The 23,029-nt window shown below is 44.7% G+C and carries 22 protein-coding genes; 6 read left to right on the top strand and 16 right to left on the bottom strand.

Annotated features, from left to right (window positions below; all coding sequences use genetic code 11):
• Genes purB through B4F66_RS06685 form a run of 4 tightly spaced genes read left to right on the top strand, consistent with a single transcriptional unit; the run spans position 1 to position 3,273 of the window.
• Positions 1–1,368, top strand: coding sequence for an adenylosuccinate lyase (gene purB, locus B4F66_RS06700; RefSeq protein ID WP_292357279.1), 1,368 nt, complete (start codon positions 1–3; stop codon positions 1,366–1,368).
• Positions 1,369–1,875 (top strand): DUF7931 domain-containing protein, encoded by a 507-nt coding sequence (locus B4F66_RS06695; protein ID WP_292357281.1) that lies wholly within the window; start codon positions 1,369–1,371, stop codon positions 1,873–1,875.
• Positions 1,872–2,654 carry a secretin N-terminal domain-containing protein gene (locus B4F66_RS06690; RefSeq protein WP_292357283.1) on the top strand — a complete coding sequence of 261 codons (783 nt, stop codon included), beginning with the start codon at positions 1,872–1,874 and terminating at the stop codon, positions 2,652–2,654. The genes B4F66_RS06695 and B4F66_RS06690 overlap by 4 nt, the downstream gene beginning before the upstream one ends.
• Positions 2,655–2,670: 16 nt before the next feature.
• Positions 2,671–3,273, top strand: coding sequence for a nitroreductase family protein (locus B4F66_RS06685; protein ID WP_292357285.1), 603 nt, complete (start codon positions 2,671–2,673; stop codon positions 3,271–3,273).
• On the opposite strand, the gene B4F66_RS06680 is transcribed toward B4F66_RS06685, so the two are convergent.
• The 10 genes from B4F66_RS06680 to B4F66_RS06635 all read right to left on the bottom strand — a co-directional run bounded on the left by B4F66_RS06680 (position 3,274) and on the right by B4F66_RS06635 (position 14,992).
• On the bottom strand, positions 3,274–4,311 hold the full coding sequence (locus tag B4F66_RS06680; protein ID WP_292357287.1) for a GGDEF domain-containing protein: 1,038 nt from the start codon (positions 4,309–4,311) through the stop codon (positions 3,274–3,276).
• 25 nt (positions 4,312–4,336) lie between these two features.
• A complete protein-coding gene (locus B4F66_RS06675) occupies positions 4,337–5,548 on the bottom strand; it encodes an argininosuccinate synthase (RefSeq protein WP_292357288.1) in 1,212 nt (403 codons plus the stop codon).
• A gap of 50 nt (positions 5,549–5,598) precedes the next feature.
• Positions 5,599–6,384, bottom strand: a complete 786-nt coding sequence (locus tag B4F66_RS06670) for a DNA adenine methylase (RefSeq protein WP_292357289.1) — start codon at positions 6,382–6,384, stop codon at positions 5,599–5,601.
• A gap of 111 nt (positions 6,385–6,495) precedes the next feature.
• Entirely contained in the window at positions 6,496–8,289 is a 1,794-nt protein-coding gene (gene lpdA, locus B4F66_RS06665; RefSeq protein ID WP_292357291.1) for a dihydrolipoyl dehydrogenase, read from the bottom strand.
• Positions 8,286–9,611: a dihydrolipoyllysine-residue acetyltransferase gene (gene aceF, locus B4F66_RS06660; RefSeq protein ID WP_292357293.1), complete on the bottom strand. Its 1,326-nt coding sequence runs from the start codon at positions 9,609–9,611 to the stop codon at positions 8,286–8,288. Before aceF ends, lpdA begins: the two co-directional genes overlap by 4 nt.
• Positions 9,612–9,614: 3 nt before the next feature.
• A complete protein-coding gene (gene aceE, locus B4F66_RS06655; protein WP_292357295.1) occupies positions 9,615–12,269 on the bottom strand; it encodes a pyruvate dehydrogenase (acetyl-transferring), homodimeric type in 2,655 nt (884 codons plus the stop codon).
• Positions 12,270–12,448: 179 nt separating this feature from the next.
• Complete coding sequence (gene msrQ / locus B4F66_RS06650) at positions 12,449–13,051, bottom strand: protein-methionine-sulfoxide reductase heme-binding subunit MsrQ (RefSeq protein ID WP_292357297.1); 603 nt, start codon at positions 13,049–13,051, stop codon at positions 12,449–12,451.
• Entirely contained in the window at positions 13,051–14,007 is a 957-nt protein-coding gene (gene msrP, locus B4F66_RS06645; RefSeq protein ID WP_292357299.1) for a protein-methionine-sulfoxide reductase catalytic subunit MsrP, read from the bottom strand. Before msrP ends, msrQ begins: the two co-directional genes overlap by 1 nt.
• Positions 13,994–14,629: an HvfX family Cu-binding RiPP maturation protein gene (locus tag B4F66_RS06640; protein WP_292357301.1), complete on the bottom strand. Its 636-nt coding sequence runs from the start codon at positions 14,627–14,629 to the stop codon at positions 13,994–13,996. The genes msrP and B4F66_RS06640 overlap by 14 nt, the downstream gene beginning before the upstream one ends.
• Positions 14,630–14,698: 69 nt before the next feature.
• Complete coding sequence (locus B4F66_RS06635) at positions 14,699–14,992, bottom strand: HvfA family oxazolone/thioamide-modified RiPP metallophore (protein WP_292357303.1); 294 nt, start codon at positions 14,990–14,992, stop codon at positions 14,699–14,701.
• A 336-nt stretch (positions 14,993–15,328) separates the two neighbouring features.
• Between B4F66_RS06635 and B4F66_RS06630 the strand changes: the two genes are divergently transcribed.
• Both B4F66_RS06630 and B4F66_RS06625 read left to right on the top strand, forming a co-directional pair.
• The gene (locus tag B4F66_RS06630; RefSeq protein WP_292357305.1) at positions 15,329–15,949 is read left to right on the top strand and encodes an RNA polymerase sigma factor; all 621 of its coding nucleotides are present in this window, start codon (positions 15,329–15,331) and stop codon (positions 15,947–15,949) included.
• Between the two features lies 1 nt (position 15,950).
• Complete coding sequence (locus B4F66_RS06625) at positions 15,951–16,190, top strand: zf-HC2 domain-containing protein (RefSeq protein WP_292357307.1); 240 nt, start codon at positions 15,951–15,953, stop codon at positions 16,188–16,190.
• 33 nt (positions 16,191–16,223) lie between these two features.
• On the opposite strand, the gene B4F66_RS06620 is transcribed toward B4F66_RS06625, so the two are convergent.
• The 6 genes from B4F66_RS06620 to serC are packed head-to-tail and all read right to left on the bottom strand — an operon-like array spanning position 16,224 to position 23,028.
• Positions 16,224–16,469 carry a DUF1244 domain-containing protein gene (locus B4F66_RS06620; protein ID WP_292357309.1) on the bottom strand — a complete coding sequence of 82 codons (246 nt, stop codon included), beginning with the start codon at positions 16,467–16,469 and terminating at the stop codon, positions 16,224–16,226.
• The gene (locus B4F66_RS06615; protein ID WP_292357311.1) at positions 16,447–18,480 is read right to left on the bottom strand and encodes an ABC transporter ATP-binding protein; all 2,034 of its coding nucleotides are present in this window, start codon (positions 18,478–18,480) and stop codon (positions 16,447–16,449) included. Before B4F66_RS06615 ends, B4F66_RS06620 begins: the two co-directional genes overlap by 23 nt.
• Positions 18,477–19,886 carry an ABC transporter permease gene (locus B4F66_RS06610; protein WP_292357313.1) on the bottom strand — a complete coding sequence of 470 codons (1,410 nt, stop codon included), beginning with the start codon at positions 19,884–19,886 and terminating at the stop codon, positions 18,477–18,479. Before B4F66_RS06610 ends, B4F66_RS06615 begins: the two co-directional genes overlap by 4 nt.
• A gap of 8 nt (positions 19,887–19,894) precedes the next feature.
• On the bottom strand, positions 19,895–20,857 hold the full coding sequence (ispH, locus tag B4F66_RS06605; protein WP_292357315.1) for a 4-hydroxy-3-methylbut-2-enyl diphosphate reductase: 963 nt from the start codon (positions 20,855–20,857) through the stop codon (positions 19,895–19,897).
• Positions 20,858–21,946 carry a prephenate dehydratase gene (gene pheA / locus B4F66_RS06600; protein ID WP_292357317.1) on the bottom strand — a complete coding sequence of 363 codons (1,089 nt, stop codon included), beginning with the start codon at positions 21,944–21,946 and terminating at the stop codon, positions 20,858–20,860.
• A gap of 2 nt (positions 21,947–21,948) precedes the next feature.
• Positions 21,949–23,028: a 3-phosphoserine/phosphohydroxythreonine transaminase gene (gene serC / locus B4F66_RS06595; protein ID WP_292357318.1), complete on the bottom strand. Its 1,080-nt coding sequence runs from the start codon at positions 23,026–23,028 to the stop codon at positions 21,949–21,951.
• Between the last annotated feature and the right edge of the window lies 1 nt (position 23,029).

Genomic DNA, 23,029 nt, shown 5'->3' with positions numbered 1-23,029 from the left:
ATGGAATTAACTGCTCTTACTGCCATCTCGCCAGTTGATGGTCGTTATGCCGATAAAACAAAGGCTTTACGCCCCTATTTCAGTGAGTATGGTCTGCTGCGAGCCCGTGTTGAAGTGGAATGCCGCTGGTTACATTTACTCGGCGCCAATGCAGATATCCAGGAAGTACCTAAACTGAGTGAAGACGCTGAAAAATTCCTCAACGATTTGATGAATGATTTCTCGGTAGAAGACGCGGCTGAGATTAAAGCTATCGAACGTGAAACCAACCATGATGTGAAAGCGGTTGAATATTTCATTAAACGTAAATTCAAAAACAATGCCGAGCTTGATGCGGTAAATGAGTTTGTGCATTTTGCCTGCACATCGGAAGACATCAATAATACTGCTTACGGCATTATGCTTAAAAATGCCCGGGAAAACGTTATTCTGCCGGAAATGGACACCTTAATAGGTGCGCTGAAGAAACTGGCACAGGAACAGGCTGAAACACCAATGATGTCTCGCACTCATGGTCAACCGGCCTCTCCCACCACACTGGGTAAAGAATTAGCCAATGTTGTAAAACGTCTTGAACTGCAACGCACTCACGTCGCCGCGGTTTTACTTTACGGGAAAATGAACGGTGCAGTCGGTAACTACAATGCCCACTATGCGGCTTATCCTAATGTGGACTGGCCAATGATGGCCAATGCGTTTGTCACTGGACTGGGACTGCGCTGGAACAAATACACCACCCAGATCGAACCGCATGACTATGTTGCTGAACTGTTTCAGGCAATGATTCGTTTTAATACCGTGCTGATTGATTTCTGTCGTGATGTCTGGAGTTACATCTCCATTGGTTACTTCAAACAAAAAACCGTTAAAGGCGAAATCGGTTCATCCACCATGCCACATAAAGTTAACCCAATTGATTTCGAAAATGCAGAAGGTAATCTGGGTATTGCTAATGCGACTTTTGATCATATGGCAATGAAACTGCCTATTTCCCGCTGGCAGCGCGATCTGACTGACTCCACCGTTTTACGCAATATCGGCGTCGGTTTTGCTCACTCCATGCTGGCTTACAGCTCTGCACTGAAAGGTATTAGCAAATTGGAAGCTGCTCCCGAAACAATGGCTGCAGATTTAGATGCCAACTGGGAGTTGTTAGCGGAACCTATCCAGACGGTTATGCGTCGATATGGAATTGAGAATCCTTATGAAAAGCTCAAAGAATTAACTCGTGGACAGAGAGTCAACAAACAAATCATGCATGAATTTATTGATACTCTAGATTTGCCAGATGCCGCTAAATTTGCGTTAAAAGAAATGACGCCTGCAAGTTATATCGGTAACGCTGTTGAACAGGCAAGAAACTGTTAAATGACTGATAATTCTAACCAGGCCGACACTAATCAAATCATCGCATTTGATGGAAAACATGAGGCAGCTGCGGCTGCCTTGGCTTTGGTTGAAACTGCCCATCGGGAAATCTGTTTTCTGGGCAGTGAGATGGATATGGTTCTGCTTGATCATCCGTCAGTAATCGACTGTTTGAAACAACTTTGTATCAATAGTCGCCGTACGCAGATAAGAATATTAGTAGATGAAACCCAAAGTAGCATTATTAATTCCCATCGACTGCTACCGTTAATAGCTAAACTCACCAGTTCGATCAGCGTGAATATTCTTTCAGAAAAACAACAACGACCAAAAAATATAGTGATGTTGGTGGATCATTCCGGCTATTTACGTTGTCTCAACAATCAACGCTATCAAGGTCAGGCTAATCTGCATGATCCTTTGACAGTCCGGGAACTCAAACAACAATTTGAAGAATGCTGGAATCACAGCTCTGCAGATGTTGCGACAAGGCGGTTACATTTATGAAAATCATCTTTTCGCTAGTGTTTTTCTTGCTGGCATTACCCGCCCACGCCGATCAAATACGCACCATTGAATTGCAACATCGACTTGCGGCGGAAATACTGCCCATGATTGAACCCATGATAGACAACTACACAATCATTAGTGGCCATGACAATCTGTTGATTATAAAAAGTTCGTCGCAAAACTTTCAGGAAATAGAGCGTTTGGTCAAACAGCTCGATAGCAGGCAGCAGAGCCTTACAGTCACAGTGCTGCGAACCCAGCAACAGTTAAATGATGAACATTTTGCCGATGATCAACTTAATATTGATTTAGAGAACCCGAAAAATTCATCCGTGGAAATAAATCGCTGGTCCACCAAAAACAGTCGAGAACGGGATCAGCAGTACCAGGCAAGGGGTATTGCCGGTCAGCCTATTGATATACAAATGGGCCGCGCTGTCGCTGATAATCAGCAACAGCTTATTTTTTACCCTCATGGTGGTATTGCAGTTCAGGAAACGACCCAGTACATTCAACTGGATAATGGCTTTCAGGCAAGAGTGAATATTCTCGGCAATCAACAGGCCCGGGTCGATATCCTGCCATTATTCTCTAAGATGCAGCGTAATGGTGATATCTCAACAACCAGCTTACTGACCACGGTCAATGGTCCGCTAAATCAATGGATTTTAATTGGCCAGATTGGTGAACAACAACGCCAGCAAACGAATACAAAAACCTATCGCAGTCATCAGGATGAACAACAATGGCTGTATCTCAAAATTGAACTTAACTGAGTACCCCTGCAAAACAATGGATATAAAACAAGCGATTCAAACTCGTCGCTCGGTCAAACACTATGACCCGGCACATCAAATGACTGAAGCAGAAGTTAATGAGTTGATGGAACATGCCATCCTCTCACCTACTGCGTTTAATATTCAGCACTGGCGATTTGTCCGGGTAAAAGATGCTGAAAAACGCCAGCAAATTTTGGAAGCCGCATGGGGGCAGGCCCAAGTAGTAGATTCCTCTTTACTGCTGGTTTTGTGCGCTGATTTGAATGCGTGGGAAAAACAGCCTGAACGCTATTGGCAACATGCTCCACAGGCAGCACAGAATGCCATACTGCCAGCGATCGAAAATTATTATACCAACCATCATCAAGGCCAGCGTGATGAGTGCGTTCGCTCGGCCAGCATTGCAGCCATGAATATTATGTTGATGGCAAGAGGCATGGGATATGATTCTTGCCCGATGGATGGCTTTGACTTTGATAAAGTCGCCCGCATCATCAATTTACCGCATGATCATATTATTGTGATGATGATTACCGTTGGGAAAAAGCTTGAAGATGCACGTCCTCGAGCGGGCCAGTTACCACTCGAAGAAGTGTTTTTTACGGATAGTTTTTAATCAGATAATTGGCGGCGGCGCATCAGAAACATGGTTGCGTCCGCTGCGTTTTGCCAGATAAACCGCCCGATCAACACGCTGCAGGAAACTGTCAACGCCTTCACCAGGGACATACCGCGCCACACCAAAAGACATGGTGATTGCACCAAGTGGTTCACGGGTATCCTTGCGTTGGATTCGTTTGCTGGCAATATCCTGACGAATGCTCTCAGCCAGCTGACGGGCGTTTTGCACACTGGTATTAGGCAAAATAACAGCAAATTCCTCACCGCCATAGCGGGCAACCAAATCACGACCTTTTAATGATTTTCTCAACAACTCAGCAATCACTCTGAGCACTTGATCTCCCACTAGCTGGCCATGTTTTTCGTTGATAACACTGAACAAATCAATATCACAGAAAATGACCGACACATCCATGCCGTTAATATCTGCATCACGGGTCATCTCGTTGATTAGCTCATCAAAATGTTTACGATTAGCTAATCCAGTCAAACTATCGGTTATCGATTCACGTCGGGAATCACTTAACTCTTTTTTCAATGCAGCAACTTCTGCCATCGCACTGTTTAACTGCTCGTTGAGCAATTCCCCAGACGAAACGGCCAGTCGGGTTTCAATAAGTACTTCTTCAATCAGCGTATGTAGTTGCTGACGGTTTAAGTCCGGTTGCAGGCGACTCAACATACTTTGTAAATGACTGTTGCTTCGATCGGTAGTTGTGACGCCCGTATAGATATAGTTCAAAGTCTGTTTAAGAAGACGTGCCAATTCCTGACGCATCTCAAACATCGCAGCTCTATCTTTATCCTCGTCAAAGAACTGTTCGTGTAATAAACGGATTTGCTGTTCAGTAATTTTTCCCGTCAGTTCGATTTCATTATCTACGGCCTCTACCAAAGCCATATTCGTACCGGAAACGTACTCAAACCAAAGCGCATAATTTGCCGGAGTTGGAGCGATTTTATATTGGTTCATTTTTGAAAGCGCAAGCCGCATCCATTCGGCAGTCCGCTCTTCATATTCGCTATGTTTCATAAGTACTCCGACAAAATCCGTATGCCTATCTTTTCTTCTTCCCTGCTATTTTTAACCTTAACGCATTAAGTTTGATAAAACCTTCTGCATCTTTCTGATCGTAGGCACCAGCATCATCTTCAAATGTGGCGATGGATTCATCAAACAGACTGTCGGTGGCTGACTGTCTGCCAACAACTATGACGTTGCCTTTATACAGTTTTATTCTGACATCACCATTCACGGATGTCTGTGATGCATCTATCATTGTCTGCATCATCTGCCGTTCCGGTGCCCACCAGTAACCGTTATAAATCATGCTGGCATAACGTGGCATCAGTTCATCTTTCAAATGAGCGACTTCGCGATCCAGTGTTAATGACTCAATCGCACGATGCGCTCTGAGCATAACCGTTCCGGCAGGTGTTTCATAACAGCCACGTGATTTCATACCCACATAACGGTTTTCAACGATATCCAGTCGACCTACCCCATTTTCACCAGCGACTTTGTTCAGATAAATCATCACCTGAGCAGGCGTCATACGCTCGCCATTAATGGCAACGATATCGCCCTTTTCATAACTCAGTTCAAGGTAGGTTGCTTTATCAGGGGCATTTTCCGGTGAAACAGACCAACGCCACATACTTTCCTCGGCTTCAGCCCATGGATCTTCGAGAATACCTCCTTCGTAAGAGATATGCAGCAGGTTGGCATCCATGGAATAAGGCGATTTTTTGCCTTGTTTCATTTCAACTGGAATACCGTGTTGTTCAGCATAATCCAACAGTTTTTGCCGTGATAACAAATCCCACTCACGCCACGGAGCAATCACTTTAATGTTCGGGTTCAGACCATACGCCCCAAGTTCAAAACGCACCTGGTCATTGCCTTTACCAGTCGCGCCATGCGAGACAGCTTCTGCACCGGTTTGAGCCGCAATCTCAACCAGACGTTTGGCAATCAAAGGACGTGCAATCGATGTACCTAAGAGATATTCACCTTCGTAGATGGCATTGGCACGAAACATTGGGAACACATAATCACGAGCAAATTCTTCACGTAAATCTTCAATGTAAATTTCTTTAATGCCCAACGATTTTGCTTTGGCTCGTGCTGGCTCAACTTCTTCACCCTGACCCAGATCAGCTGTAAAGGTCACTACTTCACATTGATATTTATCCTGCAGCCATTTAAGAATAACGGAAGTATCCAGACCGCCAGAATAGGCAAGAACGACTTTTTTGATGTCAGACATGGGGGAAGAAATCCTGTATCGAAGAAATTAAAAATTGGTGCGTTATTGTATCAAAATCCACGTAAAGCAAGCACTTCTCTTGCAGCCTGCCGTTTATCGCCTTTACAGCTTATTGTCCGAGGTGCATCAAGAAATTTCAGGGTAAACCCTAAGTCACGATAGAGTTTTTTGATTTTATCCGTTGCCTGATTTGACAGTACCACTGGTCCGTCGTGATTTGCCAGCCACTCGGCTAATCGAACCTGGTCATCCCAGTCAAACCCCTGCTGGGAATATTGCCGAAATGGCACATCGTAGGGCGGATCAGCATAAATAAAATCATTCTGTCGGATATCCAGCTGGGCAAAATCCATATTGCTGAATTCCCACTGATTTAATACCGATTGGTAAGGCGCAAAATCGCTTACATAATTGATTGTTTTGTAACGACCAAATGGCACGTTGTAACCACCCGTTTTATTAAAACGACATAGGCCGTTATAACCAGTGCGATTCAAGTAATAAAATAATTGAGCACGTTCAGCGTCTGTATGTGCTGAAATATCATTGAACTGTTTACGATATTGGTAATAGAGCTGCTCATCATTTGCCAGTGGCAAATCAATTGTCAGACCTTGCTGCAGTTGCTGATAAAAATTGATTAAAGCCGGGTTCAGATCATTTAACAATGCTTTATCAGGATTTAATCCCAACGCTACAGACAATCCACCGCAGAAAGGCTCGACCAGTCGATGATCCGGAAACTGTTTCCATAATTTCAACAGTCTGGGAATTAACCAGCGTTTGCCACCAGCCCATTTTAGCGGAGGTTTAAGCAAAGAAGCTTCTCTGGTCATAGCTGATTTATCACCGCTCGGTTCCGCTGCATGAAAAGCAGTTCATTACTGATTACTATATGAGGTTATTTATCCGTTCGAGACAAAAAGTCTCGAACGGATAGACTGATATTACTTGGAATGTAATGTTTTACGAGGTGGAATCAAATCCGTAATATTGCCTTCAGCCATTTCCGCAGCAAAGGCAAACGTTTCCGACAAGGTTGGATGTGGATGAATGCTTAATCCGATATCTTCTGCATCAGCCCCCATTTCCAGTGCCAATACCGCTTCAGCGATTAATTCACCAGCATTGGGCCCGACAATACCTGCACCTAATAAACGCCCGGTTTCTTTATCAAACAAGGCTTTGGTCAGACCTTCATCACGATCGACACTCAAACTACGACCGCTGGCAGCCCATGGGAAGGCACCTTTAACGTAATCAATGCCCTGTTTTTTCGCTTCATCTTCGCTGAGACCCATCCAGGCAACTTCAGGATCAGTATAGGCAACTGAAGGTATCGTCATCGGATCAAAGGCCACTTTTTTACCGGCAATATGCTCAGCAGCAACCTTACCTTCATGTGTTGCTTTATGAGCCAACATCGGTTGACCGACAATGTCACCAATCGCATAGATGTGCGGCATATTGGTCTGCATCTGCTGATTGACCTCAATAAAGCCATAATCATTTACATCCACACCAGCAGCTTCTGCATTAATCAGTTTACCGTTGGGTGAACGGCCCACTGCGACCAGAATCTTGTCGTAGGTTTGTGGGTCCGGTGCATTATCACCTTCAAAGGTGACCTTCAGACCAGATTTTAACGCGTCGATTTTGCTGACTTTGGTTTTCAGATAAATCGCTTTGTATTGTTTCTGGATATGGTTATGTAACGGTTTAACCAGATCCTTATCAGCACCGGGGATCAGGCTGTCCTGTAATTCGACTACACTGATTTCAGAACCCAGAGCGTTGTATACGGTCGCCATTTCAAGACCGATAATGCCGCCACCAATGACCAGTAGCTTCTTAGGAATATCTTCGAGCTCCAGTGCATCAGTAGAATCCATCATTCGTGGATCATCATTGGGAAATACCGGGATTTTCGTGACACGTGAACCCGCAGCAATAATGCAGTTTTCAAAACTGATGGTTTTATCACCATCTTCTGTTTTTACCTGCATTAAATTAGTACCGGAGAACTGTGCTTCACCATGTACAACAGTTACTTTACGTTGCTTGGCCAACGCTGATAATCCACCCGTCAGCTTGCCAACAATTCCGTCTTTCCAATCTGCGACTTTGCGAATATCAATTTTCGGTTCGCCAAAGGTCACCCCATTTTCAGCAATATGTTTTGCTTCATTAATTACGTGGGCAGTATGCAAAAGAGCTTTTGAAGGAATACAACCAACATTCAGACACACCCCACCAATTCGTTGGTGACGTTCAATCAGAATCACCTGTTTGCCTAAATCAGCAGCACGAAATGCTGCCGTGTAACCACCAGGACCGGAACCTAATACAACTATTTCAGCATGCATATCAGCATCGGTAGGTACTTCAGATTTAGTTACAGCTGCTGCTTTGGGTTTTTCAGCAGCCTTTTCTGTTTCAGCGGGTTCTGGCTGAGCAGTTTCTGCTTTAGGTGCTTCAGGTTTTTCTTCAGCTGCAGAATCCGCTTCGCTTTCAACAGAGAGAATGACATCACCCTGAGCGACCTTATCACCCACTTTTACGTTGATAGACTTAATGATGCCGGCAGCTGAACTTGGAATCTCCATCGCGGCTTTGTCAGATTCAAGCGTAATAATGTCCTGATTTTCACTAACTGAATCACCTTCAGCAACCAGGATTTCAATAATTTCAACCGCATCAAAATCGCCGATATCCGGTACTTTGACTTCAATCAAACTCATAACAAGACCTTTCTGATATCAGACAACATGTTATTCAGCATCACCGTAAAGCGTGCACCGGCAGCGCCATCTATCACTCTATGATCATATGAAATCGACAATGGCAACATCAGTCGTGGTTCAAATTCTTTTCCGTTCCAGATTGGTTTCATCTGGTGTTTACTGACGCCAAGAATGGCGACTTCAGGAGCATTCACAATCGGGGTAAAGAATTGACCACCGATACCGCCAAGGCTGGAAATAGAGAATGTTCCGCCCTGTAAATCCTTGGCTGTTAATGTTCCTTCACGGGCCCGGGAACTGATTTCGCCCAGTTCACCGGCAAGTTCGAGAAAGCCTTTTTTATCAACGTCACGAATCACCGGCACCATCAAACCGTTTGGCGTATCAACAGCCACACCGATGTTGTAATACTTTTTGTAAATTAGGCTTTGTTTATCTTCGCTTAACGAAGCATTAAATTCCGGATACTGTTTCAAACAAGCAACAACGGCTTTCATAATGAATACCAATGGTGTCAGGCCGACACCTTTCTTGGCAGCCATTTCTTTGTTTTCTTGGCGGAATTCTTCCAATTCGGTGATATCAGCTTCATCAAACTGTGTGACATGTGGAATATTTAACCAGCATGCATGCAGATGTTTGCCGGAAATTTTCTTGATCCGTGATAATTCTTTGCTTTCGATTTCGCCAAACTGTTCAAAGTTAATGACTGGAACCGATGGAATACCAGTGCCTTCAGCAGCTTTTGGTGCAGGTGCATTCATCACCTGTTTAACAAAATTCTGCACGTCTTCTTTGGTAATACGGCCTTTTTGACCACTGCCGACAACTGCAGCCAAAGGAACACCTAATTCACGTGCAAACTGCCGTACTGAAGGTGATGCATGTGAAGGTTTTTTAGCTGAACCGGTATCCGGTGCATAAGGTAATGTTTCAGTTCTTTCTGGCTCAGGATTCGCTACTGTAGGAGTAGGAGTTGGCGCCGGTTTACTCTCAGCCGCAGCAGGTTTTTCTTTCTCTGCTGGTTTGCTCTCAGCTGCTTTTTCAGCCGGCTTTTCGTTTTCTTCAGCACCGGCATCAGAAGATTCAATCAAGGCAATAACTGAACCTTCACTGACTTTATCACCCACTTTGACTTTCATTTCCTTAATGATGCCGCTTAACGATGATGGAATTTCCATCATCGCTTTATCGGATTCAATGGTAATCACTTCCTGATCAGCATTGATTGAATCACCTTCAGCAACTAACACTTCGATAATTTCGACACTGTCAAAATCACCAATGTCCGGGACTTTTAATTCGATTAAATCTGCCATGTTTTAAACCTTCACTGGATTCGTTGCGTCAGCATCAATCTTGTACTGTTTGATGGCTTTGGCAACCACATCATATTTAATAGTGCCTTCATCAGCCAGCGCGCTGAGCGTGGCAACAACCACATGATAACGATCCACTTCAAAGAAGCTACGTAATCTTTCACGGGTATCACTGCGGCCAAAACCATCAGTACCCAAAACAACATAACGTTGTTTGATCCAGGGACGTAATTGCTCAGCATACAGACGCATATAATCTGTGGAAGCCACCACAACCCCATCCTGCTCATCCATGCATTGTGAAATGTAGCTGCGTTTTTTCTCAGCAGTTGGGTGCAGACGGTTATAACGATCAACATCCATGCCTTCACGAACCAGTTCGTTCACACTGGTCGCACTCCATACATTGGCAGAGACATTCCAGTCTTTCTCAAGCATTTCAGCCGCGGCTTCAACTTCACGCAAAATGGTACCGCTACCAATCAATTGCGCTTTAACTTTGTGTTTTCCGCCAGATTTAAGCTTATACAGACCTTTTATGATGCCCTCTTCCGAACCTTCAGGCATTGCCGGATGAGTATAGTTTTCGTTCATCGCGGTAATGTAATAGAACACACCTTCCTGATTTTCGTACATCCGGCGCATACCTTCATGAACGATAACAGCCATTTCATAGGCATAAGTCGGATCGTAGCTCAGGCAGTTAGGAATGGTATTAGCCAGAATCAGACTGTGACCATCCTGATGCTGCAAGCCTTCACCATTTAATGTCGTGCGACCTGCTGTACCACCGATGAGGAAGCCTTTGGCCTGAATATCACCAGCCAACCAGCACAAATCACCTACCCGTTGGAAACCAAACATTGAGTAGTAAATATAGAACGGCACCATATTCACGTTGTAGTTGGAATAAGCCGTTGCTGCAGAAACCCACTCAGACATCGAACCGGCTTCGTTAATACCTTCTTCCAGGATCTGGCCTTTGGTGTCTTCGCGATACCACATGACCTTGCCTGAGTCTTCTGGTTCATACATCTGGCCGGAAGATGAATAGATACCAATCGAACGGAACAAGCCTTCCATACCAAAGGTACGTGCTTCATCGGGCACGATTGGAACGATGTTTTTACCGATTTTCTTATCACGAATTAATGCGGTTAATATCCGGACAAAGGCCATGGTGGTAGATAACTCACGATCACCACTGTCTTTCAGTACTGCATCAAAAATGCTTAATGGCGGAATTTCCAATGCAGGGGCACTGTGATTCCGTTTAGGGATAAATCCACCTAATTCTTTACGACGTTCCAGCAGGTACTTTTTCTCCGCGCTGTCATCATCCAGTTTGATATATGGAATTTCTTCAATTTCATCATCAGGAATAGGAATATTGAAACGATCACGGAAGCGTTTCATGTGCTCCAGTTCCATTTTTTTCTGCTGATGCGTTGTGTTCTGACCTTCACCCGCCTGCCCCAGACCATAACCTTTAACGGTTTTAGCCAGGATAACAGTTGGTTGGCCGACATGATCTACTGCTTGTTTATATGCTGCGTAAATCTTGCGTGGATCGTGACCACCACGACTCAAGTGCCAGATATCCTCGTCGGTCATGTCTGAGACCATATCGAGCAATTCCGGATATTTACCAAAGAAGTGCTTGCGCACATAGGCGCCGTCTTTGGCTTTGTAATTCTGATATTCGCCGTCAACCACTTCTTCCATGCGTTTCAGCAACCAGCCATCGGTATCACGAGCCAGCAATTGATCCCAGCCGCTGCCCCAGATGACTTTTAATACATTCCAGCCAGCGCCACGGAATAAGGCTTCCAGTTCCTGAATAATCTTGCCGTTACCACGAACCGGGCCATCAAGACGTTGCAGGTTGCAGTTCACGACAAAGATAAGGTTGTCGAGTTTTTCACGACCGGCCAGGGTGATTGCACCCAAAGATTCCGGTTCATCCATCTCGCCATCGCCTAAGTAAGCCCACACATGGCGGCCCGCTGTTTTGGCAATTTCACGATGATGCATGTACTTCATGAATCGTGCCTGGTAGATCGACAGAATCGGTCCAAGCCCCATTGATACTGTCGGGAATTGCCAGTAATCAGGCATTAACCAAGGATGTGGATAGGAAGACAGGCCTTTGCCATCGACTTCAAAACGGAAATTATCCAGTTGTTCTTCGGTCAGACGACCTTCAAGGAAAGAACGGGCGTAAATACCCGGTGCAGAGTGACCTTGAACAAACACCATATCGGCGCCGTCTTCATGATCATTACCTCTGTAGAAATGGTTAAAACCGACATCATAAAGTGTTGCGGCTGATGAGAAGCTCGCAATATGTCCACCGACTGCGCCAGGTTTCATATTGGCTTTAACCACCATCGCCATCGCGTTCCAACGGATATAAGAGCGTAGTTTATGCTCCATTGCCTGGTCACCGGGGATACGTTCCTGCTGATCCACCGGAATGGTATTAACGTATGCAGTATTGGCACTGTATGGCAGGTTTACCCCACTACGGCGGGCCTTATCAATAAGTTTTTCAATAATGAAATGGGCTTTTTCGTCACCGGCCGCTTCCAGCACAGATTCCAGAGCGTCCAACCATTCTTGCGTTTCTTGTGGATCGTGATCGACAAAATCAGTCATATATACCTTCTTAAATCTCAACGCGATAAATTACAGCCGCACATTGTAACAGTTTTTGTTTAATTCACACTGCAGCACGCCGACAAAAGCGTGCTACAGCGCCATTCTGACAAGAAAATCAAAACCTTGTGGAAAAAATTTATAACAAAAAACTGCTGTAAAAGCCGGTTAAATAAGCTTTATGAAGCGGCTGATTGACTACGCCTGCGCTGGCTGAATACCCTGAAGCCAAGCAACAGGATAGCAATGAAAAAATAAATTAATGGTTCAGTTTTATCTTGCTTGACCAGCATATAAAAATGCACACAAGAAAGCACGACAATAAGATAAATTAAATAATGTAATTTTTTCCAGCGACGACCACCAAGGCGTTTCATCATCTTGTCGGTAGAGGTAACCGTTAATGGAATCAGCAAGACAAAGCTGATAAAACCAATGGTTATAAAAGGACGTTTAACAATATCCAGCCATATCTCCTGTACATCAAAAAACTGGTCCAGTCCGAGATACAGCAGCATATGCACGCTGGCATAAAAGAAAGCAAAAAGTCCCAGCATTCGGCGAAAGCGGATAAAGTGATTGATACCCGTCAGTTTACGTAGCGGTGATATCAACAAAGTCACCATAATAAAGCGCAATGCCCATACGCCGGTGTCCCGAGTTACCGCTTCTATAGGATTAGCACCCAGCTGATCGGTCAGCAATGCATAGATCAGCCAGCTAAGCGGTAATAACGAAATGATAAAAACCAGCCGTTTCAGACTGGTGATATGTTTTTGCATCAGAAATATCGTTTAAGATCCATGCCGCTATACAGCTCTGCGACTTCGTCTCCATAGCCATTGAACATCAGCGTTTCTCGTTTAAGAAACTCACCAATGCGTCTTTCCCGTCGCTGGCTCCAGCGTGGATGGTTCACATCCGGGTTTACATTTGAATAAAAACCATACTCACCGGCATTGGCCTGAACCCAGGCGGTTAATGGCATTTCTTCAACAAAACGGATCCGCACGATGGATTTGATGCTTTTAAAACCATATTTCCACGGTACCACCAGACGGATCGGCGCCCCGTTTTGCCCCGGCATTTCACGGCCATACAAACCAACAGCCAGCAACGTTAGAGGATGCATGGCTTCATCCATGCGCAATCCTTCACGATAAGGCCAATTTAACACGCGACGACGTTGTCCCGGCATCTGCTCAGGATCATACAACGTGGTAAACTCAACAAATTTGGCTTTGGAGTTGGGTTGAGCCTGTTTAAGGATTTCGGCTAACGGAAAACCTACCCAGGGAATCACCATCGACCAGCCTTCAACACAACGCAGACGATAAATACGCTCTTCCAATGTCTGGGTTTTGATTAGCTCACTGTAATCATATTTACCTGGTTTATCGCACTCACCATCCACAGTAATCATCCATGGCTCGCTGCGATCAGGAAAATCGGCAGCTAATGCCGAGGGTGATTCCTTGTCAGTGCCAAATTCATAGAAATTGTTATAGGTGGTAATAGATTCATATGTCGTTGTTTTTTCCTCAGTGGAAAAATCGCTTTGCTGCAAATCAGTAAAAGCTTCTCCGGTTGGTGCTTTAGCAGCGAAACTCAGTGGCATTGCACTTGCTGCAGCCAATCCCGCTGCACCATTAATAAATTGTCGACGGTTCAAATAGACCTGATAGTCCGTGACTTCTGACTCAGGAATATCCCACGAATGTTTTTTACGAATCCACATGATGCACCTCATTTGCCATATAACGTTTGGCTAACCAGTAATCAATACTGATATATCGACCAGCCCCGATAAAGAACAATGCCAGCAACATCACAAAATAGGTTGCGGCAAACTCAATACCATTATTGAGTACAACAAAGCTGCCATGTTCCGTCAGCCAGCTATAATTTCCATATTCCTGAAGGATTGATTTGGCCCGGTCCAAACGATCTATTGCTTCCGCCGCGTTTTCAGCAGCAAATGCACTCATCGGATCATGAATTGCTTGCCAGCCGTTTTTCCAGTGCACGCTGAACGCAGCAACCAGCATGGTAATCATCAATGGAATGCTGACCCAGCGCACGGCCAGTCCCAACAATAATAAAATAGCGCCAAAATACTCTGCTCCCCAGGCCATATAAGCCATCAGCTCAGGAAACGGTAACCCCAATCCCCAGTCCGGATTAGCAAACCAGTCTATGGTGCTTTGTAATGAACTCTCGGGATTGAATGGATTCCATTTGTTATTGGCAGCTACCCAGAAAACCGGTATCAGGTAAGCTCTCAATAATAAAGGCGCCAAAAAGTCCACTTTACGCGTGGTATTCAATGACCACTGTAAGTTTTTTAATAACTGGATCATAGTGGTTGTCCCTAGAAGAAAAACAGGGGCTTGCAGCCCCTGTTTTTAATATGAGTCACAAATACCGGATTATTTATTACCGCATTTTGCTTCACCACATTTGCCTTCAGCATCTTTTTTGCTGTCTTCGCCACATTTGGCTTCACCGCATTTGCCTTCAGCATCTTTTTTACTGTCTTCACCACACTTGGCTTCGCCACATTTCCCTTCTTCGTGATGTTTAGCCAATTGCATGTATCCATGACTTAATTCGGTTGATTGGAATGGATTGCTATCTGCAGCAGCAATTGGTGAAAAAGCCAGACCTGCAGTCATCGCTGCACTGGCAGCCAATGCGATAGAAGTTTTTTTGTTCATAGCCATGTTTAAATTCCTTATGTATTGAGTCACATGATTAACCCGACTTTCATAACCGGGCTTGTTGACATAGACTGACCAGCAAATCATTTGTTACAAACTTTTATGCGATTTTCTGAAAAACACCTGTCTTTTTAGTCAAAAAACATTTTTTGATTGCTGCCTTTCGTTATCGAATTCACTAAGTCGATCACCATACATAAAATGCACTTCGAATGATCGACCACAAACTTTTTTACTTGCAGGCACAAGATGCATCCGTTATTAATATCAGCTGTTTCGTAAGGCCTATAAATTTGAGGCATTAGACTAGGCTGCTGGCGTCAGGATTCATTAACAAACATGACAGACAAGCGTGATTCGCACTTCTACGAAAATGATGCCGCATTAATTGATGCCATGCTTGAAGGTGACTCAACCGCTTTTGAAACAGCTGTAGCACTCTATCATCCAAGAATGGTAACCATTGCCAAAGCTATTATAGGGGAAGCCTTCGCAGAAGAGATTGCTCAGGATGCCTGGATGTCAGCCATTCGGTCATTGAGTGAATTTGCCGGTCGCAGCAGCCTGAATACCTGGCTGATTCAAATCACAGCCAATGCCGCCAAAACCAGACTTCGCAGAGAAAAACGACAGGTTTCGCTGGATGAAAACTGGCAGGAAAAAGAAACCGCAGATCGTTTTGATCATACTGGTCATTGGCAAGAACCGGTTTCGCAGTGGGAACTTGAAACACCTGAAGCCATTCTGGCCAACGACCAACTCAGCGATATCATCAGCAAGACTTTTGAACAACTGCCACCACAACAGCAAGCAGTATTGAGCTTGTATGATCTGGAAGGTGAATCAATGTCGGAAATTTGTAATATTCTCGACCTCTCTGCGTCTAATGCAAGAGTGTTGCTACATCGTGCACGCTCTGCAATTCAACAGAAAATCGCTCAGTATCAGGATAATGATTAACATGCTTAAATGCCGCCAAATTGAACAACTTGCCAGTGACTATCTGGATAAAGATCTGTCATTTCGGCAACGTATGGCATTCAAGCTGCATTTATTTATTTGTCATAACTGCCGTAATTACGTGCGCCAGCTCAAGATAACTATCACCAGCATCAAATTGATGCCAGCAAACCAAATCATTGTGGATGACAAAACCAAAGCACTGGCGAAAGTGCTTAGAGAAAATGCCAGCAAACAGTAATATGTTGGCTGGCAACTTGCCTTATTCTAAACTTTATTTCTGATATTTCTGTTTCCATTCTTCATAAGACATGCCATAAACATGCTCACGGGCTGCATCATAGTCCATGGCCACACCCTGCTCTTCTGCAGCTGCCAGATACCATTTTGATAGGCAATTACGGCAAAACCCGGCCAGATTCATTAAATCAATATTCTGCACATCTTTTCGTTCCTGTAAGTGTGCAACTAATCTGCGAAAAGCGGCAGCTTCAAGTTCAGTTTGGGTCTGTTTGTCCATCTTCATTCTCTTCATATAAAAAACAATTTACCTGATGCCCATTTTCCAGCACGGTAGTTGGGGGATATTGCTCATGGCAAATGGGCATTACATGTGGGCAGCGCTGATGAAAGTGACATCCTGCAGGAGGGTTGGCAGGTGAAGGCAATTCACCTTTTACGGCAACCTGTATGGCCTGCTTGCCAATGTCCGGAACTGCTGCCAATAAAGCCTGCGTATAAGGATGTTTCGGCGAATCCAGTACTTGCTGACGACTGCCCTGCTCCACTATTCTACCCAGATACATTACGGCAACGCGATGGGCAAGATAATCGACTACACCGATATTATGGGTAATAAACAGAAATGACAGGCCAAATTCATGCTGAATATCGCGTAGTAAATTCAGGATCTGTGCCTGAACAGATACATCCAGTGCGCTGGTAGGTTCATCACAGATAATCAATTCAGGCTCTGTCGCCAAAGCCCGGGCAATACATATTCTTTGGCGTTGTCCACCAGAAAATTCATGTGGATAACGATGGCGAATATCAGGCCTTAAACCAACACGTTCCAGCAAGGAATCAATGTGACTGGACTTTGCTTTCGGATCTTTTCGAATCTCAGTAGCACTGATCGCCTCTTCAATAATCTGCTCAACGGTCATCCGTGGATTCATTGAGGAAAATGGATCCTGAAAAATGATCTGCAGTTCACCACGATAAGGTTTTAACTCACGTTGCGAGAGTCTGTTTAAGACTTTTCCCTGAAAACGTACTTCACCCGCGGTCACCCTGACCAATTGCAGAATGCCCTTTCCTACCGTAGTTTTGCCACAACCAGACTCTCCGACTAACGCTAGTGTCTCAGCGTTATGTATGCTGAGATTAACCCCATCCACAGCTTTAATCTGGCCTACCTGACGTTGCAGGATGCCTTTGCGAATGGGGAAATGAACTTTCAATCCTCTGACATCAAGTGCATGTACCTGTGAAGGAACCACATCCGACAGATGGGATGCATGTAATGGTTTTTTAGTCTCCACTTTCGATGACACTACAGCAGAATCGTATAAGTGACATCGAACCCCGGCTTGATTGCTCTCAATCCACCGTGGTTCATGTTGCTGACAATGATCCCAGGCATGATCACATCGCTCAGCAAAACGACAGCCGACAAAATGCTGATTCAACGGCGGAACATTGCCTTTAATCACCGTCAGGCGCTGTTCACGTTTCTGTTCGCTGGGTAATGCTTCAAATAATTTCTGTGAATAAGGATGCTGAGGACTGTCAAAAAACGTCTGCCTGTCAGCCTGTTCAACGATTTGTCCGGCATACATAACAGCAATCTGATCGGCCATTTGGGCAGCCACGCCAAGATCATGAGTGATGAGCAAAATCGCCATACCCGTATCACGCTGAATTTGTTTGAGTAAATCCAGGATCTGTGCCTGAATTGTCACATCCAATGCCGTTGTTGGCTCGTCAGCAATCAGTAATTCGGGTTCGCCAGCCAGCGCCATCGCAATCATCACCCGTTGTTTCATCCCACCGGATAATTGATGCGGATAATCTTTCAAACGGCGTAATGGATCTGGAATTCCTACCGAATCCAGTAATTTAAGGCTTCTCTGCTGTACTTCTTGTGAAGAGAGTTTGAAATGCCAACGCAGCGTTTCACCGATTTGTTGACCAATTGTTAATACCGGATTCAACGAGCTTTGCGGCTCCTGAAAAATCATCGCAACACGTCTGCCGCGAATGGATTCCATGTTCGCTTCAGAAAGTTTAAGCAGATCCTCTCCATCTAACTTGACTTCACCGGCCACAATTCGGCTGGCCGGGTAGGGATTTAACCGCATTAAAGATAATGCACTGATGGATTTGCCACAGCCTGACTCACCTAATAAGGCGAAGGTTTCACCCTGATGAATACGAAAATCAATACCATCAACGGCTTTATAAGGCTGATCTTTGCTATCAAACCAGGTTCTAAGGCCAGTAACTTCTAATAAGACTGGCGAGGTCATCGTGCTTTCTGCATTCGTGGGTCAAAGGCATCGCGTACCACGTCAGCAAATAGATTAGCTGCCAGCACCAGTATAAACATCGAGATAAAGGCGGCAGTTAACGACCACCAGACCACTGGTTCTCTTGCCATTTCCAGTCGGGCACTGTTAATCATATTGCCCCAGCTAATCATGGAAGGATCAACACCTACACCAACATATGACAACACCGCTTCAGCCAGTACCAGACCACTGAAATCCAGTACCACAGTAATCAACACAATATGCATAAGATTGGGCAGAATATGTCGATGCAGGATATTGAAACCACTTACACCCAATGATCTGGCTGCCAGTACATATTCTGCTTCACGCAGTTTTAATGTTTCACCACGCAGAATTCGACATAAACCTGTCCAGCTGGTGACGCCAAGAATCAGACAGAGAAACAGTAACCGCAGATCGGCCCGCTCGGCCACGGTGGCAAAACTGTCAGGATGGTTATTGATATAAACCTGTAACATCAAAACGGCTGCAGCAATCAATAACACTCCCGGTATGGAATTCAATGTGGTGTAAATGTACTGGATGAGATCATCAATCCAGCCTTTGAAATAGCCGGCACTGATGCCTAAAAAAATCGCCAGCGGCAACATTATCAAGGTGGTCAAAGTGCCAATTGCCAGCCCCGTTCGGATACTTTTCAAAGCCTGATAAAGCACACTCTGACCAACTTTATCTGTTCCAAATACATGATAATTCTGGCTTAAAACAATTAAGGTGATACTCAGCCAGATAAGCATAAAAAGCATCAGATAAAAGGTACGTATCGGATAATCCGAATCGCCGCGTATTACTCGCTTCAGCTCGGCAAATATATCTTGTTGGTAACGTGTTTTCCGATAGAAAATGTAAATAGCCATGATCAGCAGCATTAACAAAATCGCTGCGGCTGTACTCTTGGCTACGCTTGAAGCGATATTTGTCCACTTTTCAGATTCAGATTGCAGATGCTTTGCGGAGTATTTCAGTTCTGGATAGCTGTATTCCAGCTGCCCTCCCTGAATAATCTGCATTTCTTTGACAAATAAATGCGTAGCAAACGGGGCGGAATAGGTTTTTTCAACCTGGGTACGAATCGGCGTGACCAACCAGTCAAGCACACTGAGCACTTCAGTTGAATAATGTTGCTTTTCGGTTGTTTCCGAATCCAGTGCGACTCGAAAATGTAATGAGTCCAGAAAGCCAATGGTGACGTAACTGAGCAGGATAATTATCGAGATAACACCACGCTTACGTTGCATTACCGTTACCCAGGGGGAACGTAAATGTGGTTTGCTACGAAGATAGAATACGCCGGCCGTAATAACAGCGAGCAGAAGAAAAATCAGAATGTCGGTCCACAGGAATACCGGCAGAAAGGGCATGGCTGTCCTTAAGTTGATTTTCTGAGGCTGGAAATATCTACTTTAAGTGCTTTCGGTAAAGAAAAAGCAATATTTTCGATTTGACCTTTATCTTCAATAATCGCGTCAACACCCAACATTTTCAGCTTATCCACCACAGCCTGAACCAACGATTCCGGGGCTGAAGCTCCAGCAGTTAAACCGATCTGTTTTTTATCTTTTAACCAGTTTTCATCAATTTCATTGGCATCATCAATCAGATAAGATTCTGTGCCAAGTTTCGTCGCCAACTCTTTGAGTCTGTTAGAGTTTGAACTATTTATAGACCCTACTACCAGCACCAGATCGCAATTTTCGGCCAGACGTTTTACTGCATCCTGACGATTCTGTGTCGCATAGCAAATATCATCTTTACCGGGACCAGTGATGTTTGGAAAGCGTTCACGCAAAGCATCAATCACCAGCCTGGTATCATCAACCGATAAAGTGGTTTGAGTGACAAACGACAGGTTATTGGGATCTTTGACTGTTAATTTAGCGACATCTTCTGGTGATTCAACCAGATACATCGCTGTTGGATCAGCAGTATATTGACCCATTGTACCTTCGACTTCGGGATGACCGGCATGCCCAATCAGAATACATTCACGGGCAACTTTTTCATGTTTGGCGACTTCAAGGTGTACTTTGGTGACTAACGGGCAAGTTGCATCAAACACTTTCAGGCCACGTTGTTTGCCCTCTTCCTGCACGGCTTTGGAAACACCATGTGCACTGAAAATCAATGTACTGTTATCTGGTACATCGGCTAATTCTTCAATGAAAATTGCACCTTTGTTGCGTAAGTCTTCGACCACGGTACGATTATGCACAACTTCATGGCGAACATAGATCGGTGCACCGAATAACTCCAGAGCACGCTCTACAATTTCAATGGCCCGATCGACTCCGGCACAGAAACCTCGTGGATTGGCTAATACCAGTTTGGTCATTTACAACACTGCCTTTGGATAAGAACCTAAAACGCGGAAAACAGAAGATTCCGACTCCAGTTCCTGTAATGCACTGGCAACCGTAGGATCCTCACAATGACCGTCAATATCAATAAAAAAGACGTATTCCCAAATACCCTTACGTGAAGGTCGGGATTCAATTCGACTCATACTAATGCCTTTGTCAGCTAAAGGTTTCAGTAAGTTTTGTAATGCACCCGGTTTATTTTTAGTGGAGACCAACAATGCGGTTTTATCCACACCTGATGGTCCCACATGCTGACGACCAATGACCAGAAACCGCGTTGTGTTGCCCGCTTCATCTTCAATATTGCTGGCCAGGACTTTTAATCCATAAATTTCGGCTGCCGTGCTGGCCGCAATTGCTGCACTATCATGATTCATTTCAGCAACACGTTTTGCTGCTTCGGAGTTGCTGTCCAGAGGAATCAGTTCAGCCTGGGCCAATTGATCACCTAACCACTGACGACATTGAGCCAGCGCCTGTGGGTGGGCATAAACCTTTTTAATATCAGCAAGCTGTGCAGCATTACTCAACAGGTAGTGATGTATCGGAAGTGTCACTTCACCATTGATTTTTAAGGGTGAACTGACGAATCTGTCCAAAGTATGATTGACCATACCTTCAGTAGAATTTTCAACTGGCACCACTCCGTAACAGGCATATTCTGTTTCAACAGCACTGAAAACGTTGGCAATCGTACTCACCGGATGAAGTTCTGCAGATCCGCCAAAATGTTTTAAAGCAGCGGCCTGAGTAAACGAGCCTTCCGGTCCAAGATAGGCAATACGTAATGGTTTTTCTGCGGCCAGACAAGCTGACATGATTTCGCGGAATAATCTGGCCATCTCTTTATCAGATAGTGGGCCTACATTACGTTCCATTACCTGACGTAAAATCATCGCTTCACGTTCAGGGCGATAAAAATCTGCTTGTTCGCCGGATTGCTGTTTTATTTCTGCAACCTGATGCGCTAGTGCCGTGCGTTCGTTTAATAAGTCCTGAAGTTGCTTATCGACTTTATCAATCTGCTCACGAACGGCTTGAAGAGCTTTTTTCTCGGACATGTTTAACCAAACCTGCGCTCAAATTCAGACATAAACCATATCAGTTTATCAACCCCGGCTTCAGGCATAGCGTTATAGATGCTGGCACGCATTCCGCCCAAATCACGATGCCCCTTAAGTGTGAGCAAGCCTTCTTTGGCTGCATCCGCCAGAAACTGTTTATCCAGATCGCTGTTTGCCAGTGTAAACGGAATATTCATCCATGAGCGATAGCGAATATCAACCGGATTGGCATAAAAATCACTGCCATCAATCGCGGCATAGAGTTTAGTGGCTTTTCGCTGATTGATTTCAGCCATGCCCTCTAAACCACCTTTCTTTTTCAGCCACTGAAAAACTAAACCAGCAAGGTACCAGCTGTAAGTTGCCGGTGTGTTATACATTGAGCCATTGTCCGCATGAACTTTGTAGTCAAACATCACAGGTGTTCCCGGCAAGGTTTTACCAATCAAATCTTTACGTACAATAACAATACACAATCCTGCAGGACCAATATTTTTTTGAGCACCAGCGTAAATCAGCCCAAAACGATTCACATCAACCGGACGCGACAGAATGGTTGATGACATATCCGCAATTAATGGGGTATCCCCTACTTCAGGAATATCTGCAAACTCGATTCCATGAATCGTTTCATTTGGCGTGTAATGCACATAAGCCGCATTATCCGATAACTGCCATTCAGACTCATCGGGTATGGTCCGGTAATGCGATGGTTTGGCATCAGCAACCACATTTACTCTAGTGTAACGACCGGCTTCGGTAATGGCTTTTTCCGACCAGGCGCCGGTATTAAAGTAATCCGCATGTGATTTGCCATTAAGCAGATTCATCGGAATCATCGAAAACTGGCTGGACGCACCGCCCTGTAAAAACAGCACGGCATAATCATCCGAAATCCCCATCAATTCACGTAAGTCGGCTTCAGCCTGTTCAGCGATCGAGGTATATTCAGGACCTCGGTGACTCATTTCCATCACCGACATACCGGTACCATGCCAGTCCAGCATTTCCTGCTGAGCAGTCAGCATTACATCGTCCGGCAACATCGCTGGGCCGGCACTAAAGTTATAGGCTCTCAAA

This window comes from Methylophaga sp. UBA3603 (assembly GCF_002375335.1).
Taxonomy (GTDB): Bacteria; Pseudomonadota; Gammaproteobacteria; order Nitrosococcales; family Methylophagaceae; genus Methylophaga.
Note: the sequence above shows the minus strand (reverse complement) of the source record. Positions and strands in the feature narration are given on the sequence as shown.

Excerpts from the sequence above, each read along its gene's own strand:
- purB (WP_292357279.1), top strand. The coding sequence starts at position 1 with ATGGAATTAACTGCTCTTACTGCCATCTCGCCAGTTGATGGTCGTTAT.
- B4F66_RS06695 (WP_292357281.1), top strand. The coding sequence starts at position 1,369 with ATGACTGATAATTCTAACCAGGCCGACACTAATCAAATCATCGCATTT.
- B4F66_RS06690 (WP_292357283.1), top strand. The coding sequence starts at position 1,872 with ATGAAAATCATCTTTTCGCTAGTGTTTTTCTTGCTGGCATTACCCGCC.
- B4F66_RS06685 (WP_292357285.1), top strand. The coding sequence starts at position 2,671 with ATGGATATAAAACAAGCGATTCAAACTCGTCGCTCGGTCAAACACTAT.
- B4F66_RS06680 (WP_292357287.1), bottom strand. The coding sequence starts at position 4,311 with ATGAAACATAGCGAATATGAAGAGCGGACTGCCGAATGGATGCGGCTT.
- B4F66_RS06675 (WP_292357288.1), bottom strand. The coding sequence starts at position 5,548 with ATGTCTGACATCAAAAAAGTCGTTCTTGCCTATTCTGGCGGTCTGGAT.
- B4F66_RS06670 (WP_292357289.1), bottom strand. The coding sequence starts at position 6,384 with ATGACCAGAGAAGCTTCTTTGCTTAAACCTCCGCTAAAATGGGCTGGT.
- lpdA (WP_292357291.1), bottom strand. The coding sequence starts at position 8,289 with ATGAGTTTGATTGAAGTCAAAGTACCGGATATCGGCGATTTTGATGCG.
- aceF (WP_292357293.1), bottom strand. The coding sequence starts at position 9,611 with ATGGCAGATTTAATCGAATTAAAAGTCCCGGACATTGGTGATTTTGAC.
- aceE (WP_292357295.1), bottom strand. The coding sequence starts at position 12,269 with ATGACTGATTTTGTCGATCACGATCCACAAGAAACGCAAGAATGGTTG.
- msrQ (WP_292357297.1), bottom strand. The coding sequence starts at position 13,051 with ATGCAAAAACATATCACCAGTCTGAAACGGCTGGTTTTTATCATTTCG.
- msrP (WP_292357299.1), bottom strand. The coding sequence starts at position 14,007 with ATGTGGATTCGTAAAAAACATTCGTGGGATATTCCTGAGTCAGAAGTC.
- B4F66_RS06640 (WP_292357301.1), bottom strand. The coding sequence starts at position 14,629 with ATGATCCAGTTATTAAAAAACTTACAGTGGTCATTGAATACCACGCGT.
- B4F66_RS06635 (WP_292357303.1), bottom strand. The coding sequence starts at position 14,992 with ATGGCTATGAACAAAAAAACTTCTATCGCATTGGCTGCCAGTGCAGCG.
- B4F66_RS06630 (WP_292357305.1), top strand. The coding sequence starts at position 15,329 with ATGACAGACAAGCGTGATTCGCACTTCTACGAAAATGATGCCGCATTA.
- B4F66_RS06625 (WP_292357307.1), top strand. The coding sequence starts at position 15,951 with ATGCTTAAATGCCGCCAAATTGAACAACTTGCCAGTGACTATCTGGAT.
- B4F66_RS06620 (WP_292357309.1), bottom strand. The coding sequence starts at position 16,469 with ATGGACAAACAGACCCAAACTGAACTTGAAGCTGCCGCTTTTCGCAGA.
- B4F66_RS06615 (WP_292357311.1), bottom strand. The coding sequence starts at position 18,480 with ATGACCTCGCCAGTCTTATTAGAAGTTACTGGCCTTAGAACCTGGTTT.
- B4F66_RS06610 (WP_292357313.1), bottom strand. The coding sequence starts at position 19,886 with ATGCCCTTTCTGCCGGTATTCCTGTGGACCGACATTCTGATTTTTCTT.
- ispH (WP_292357315.1), bottom strand. The coding sequence starts at position 20,857 with ATGACCAAACTGGTATTAGCCAATCCACGAGGTTTCTGTGCCGGAGTC.
- pheA (WP_292357317.1), bottom strand. The coding sequence starts at position 21,946 with ATGTCCGAGAAAAAAGCTCTTCAAGCCGTTCGTGAGCAGATTGATAAA.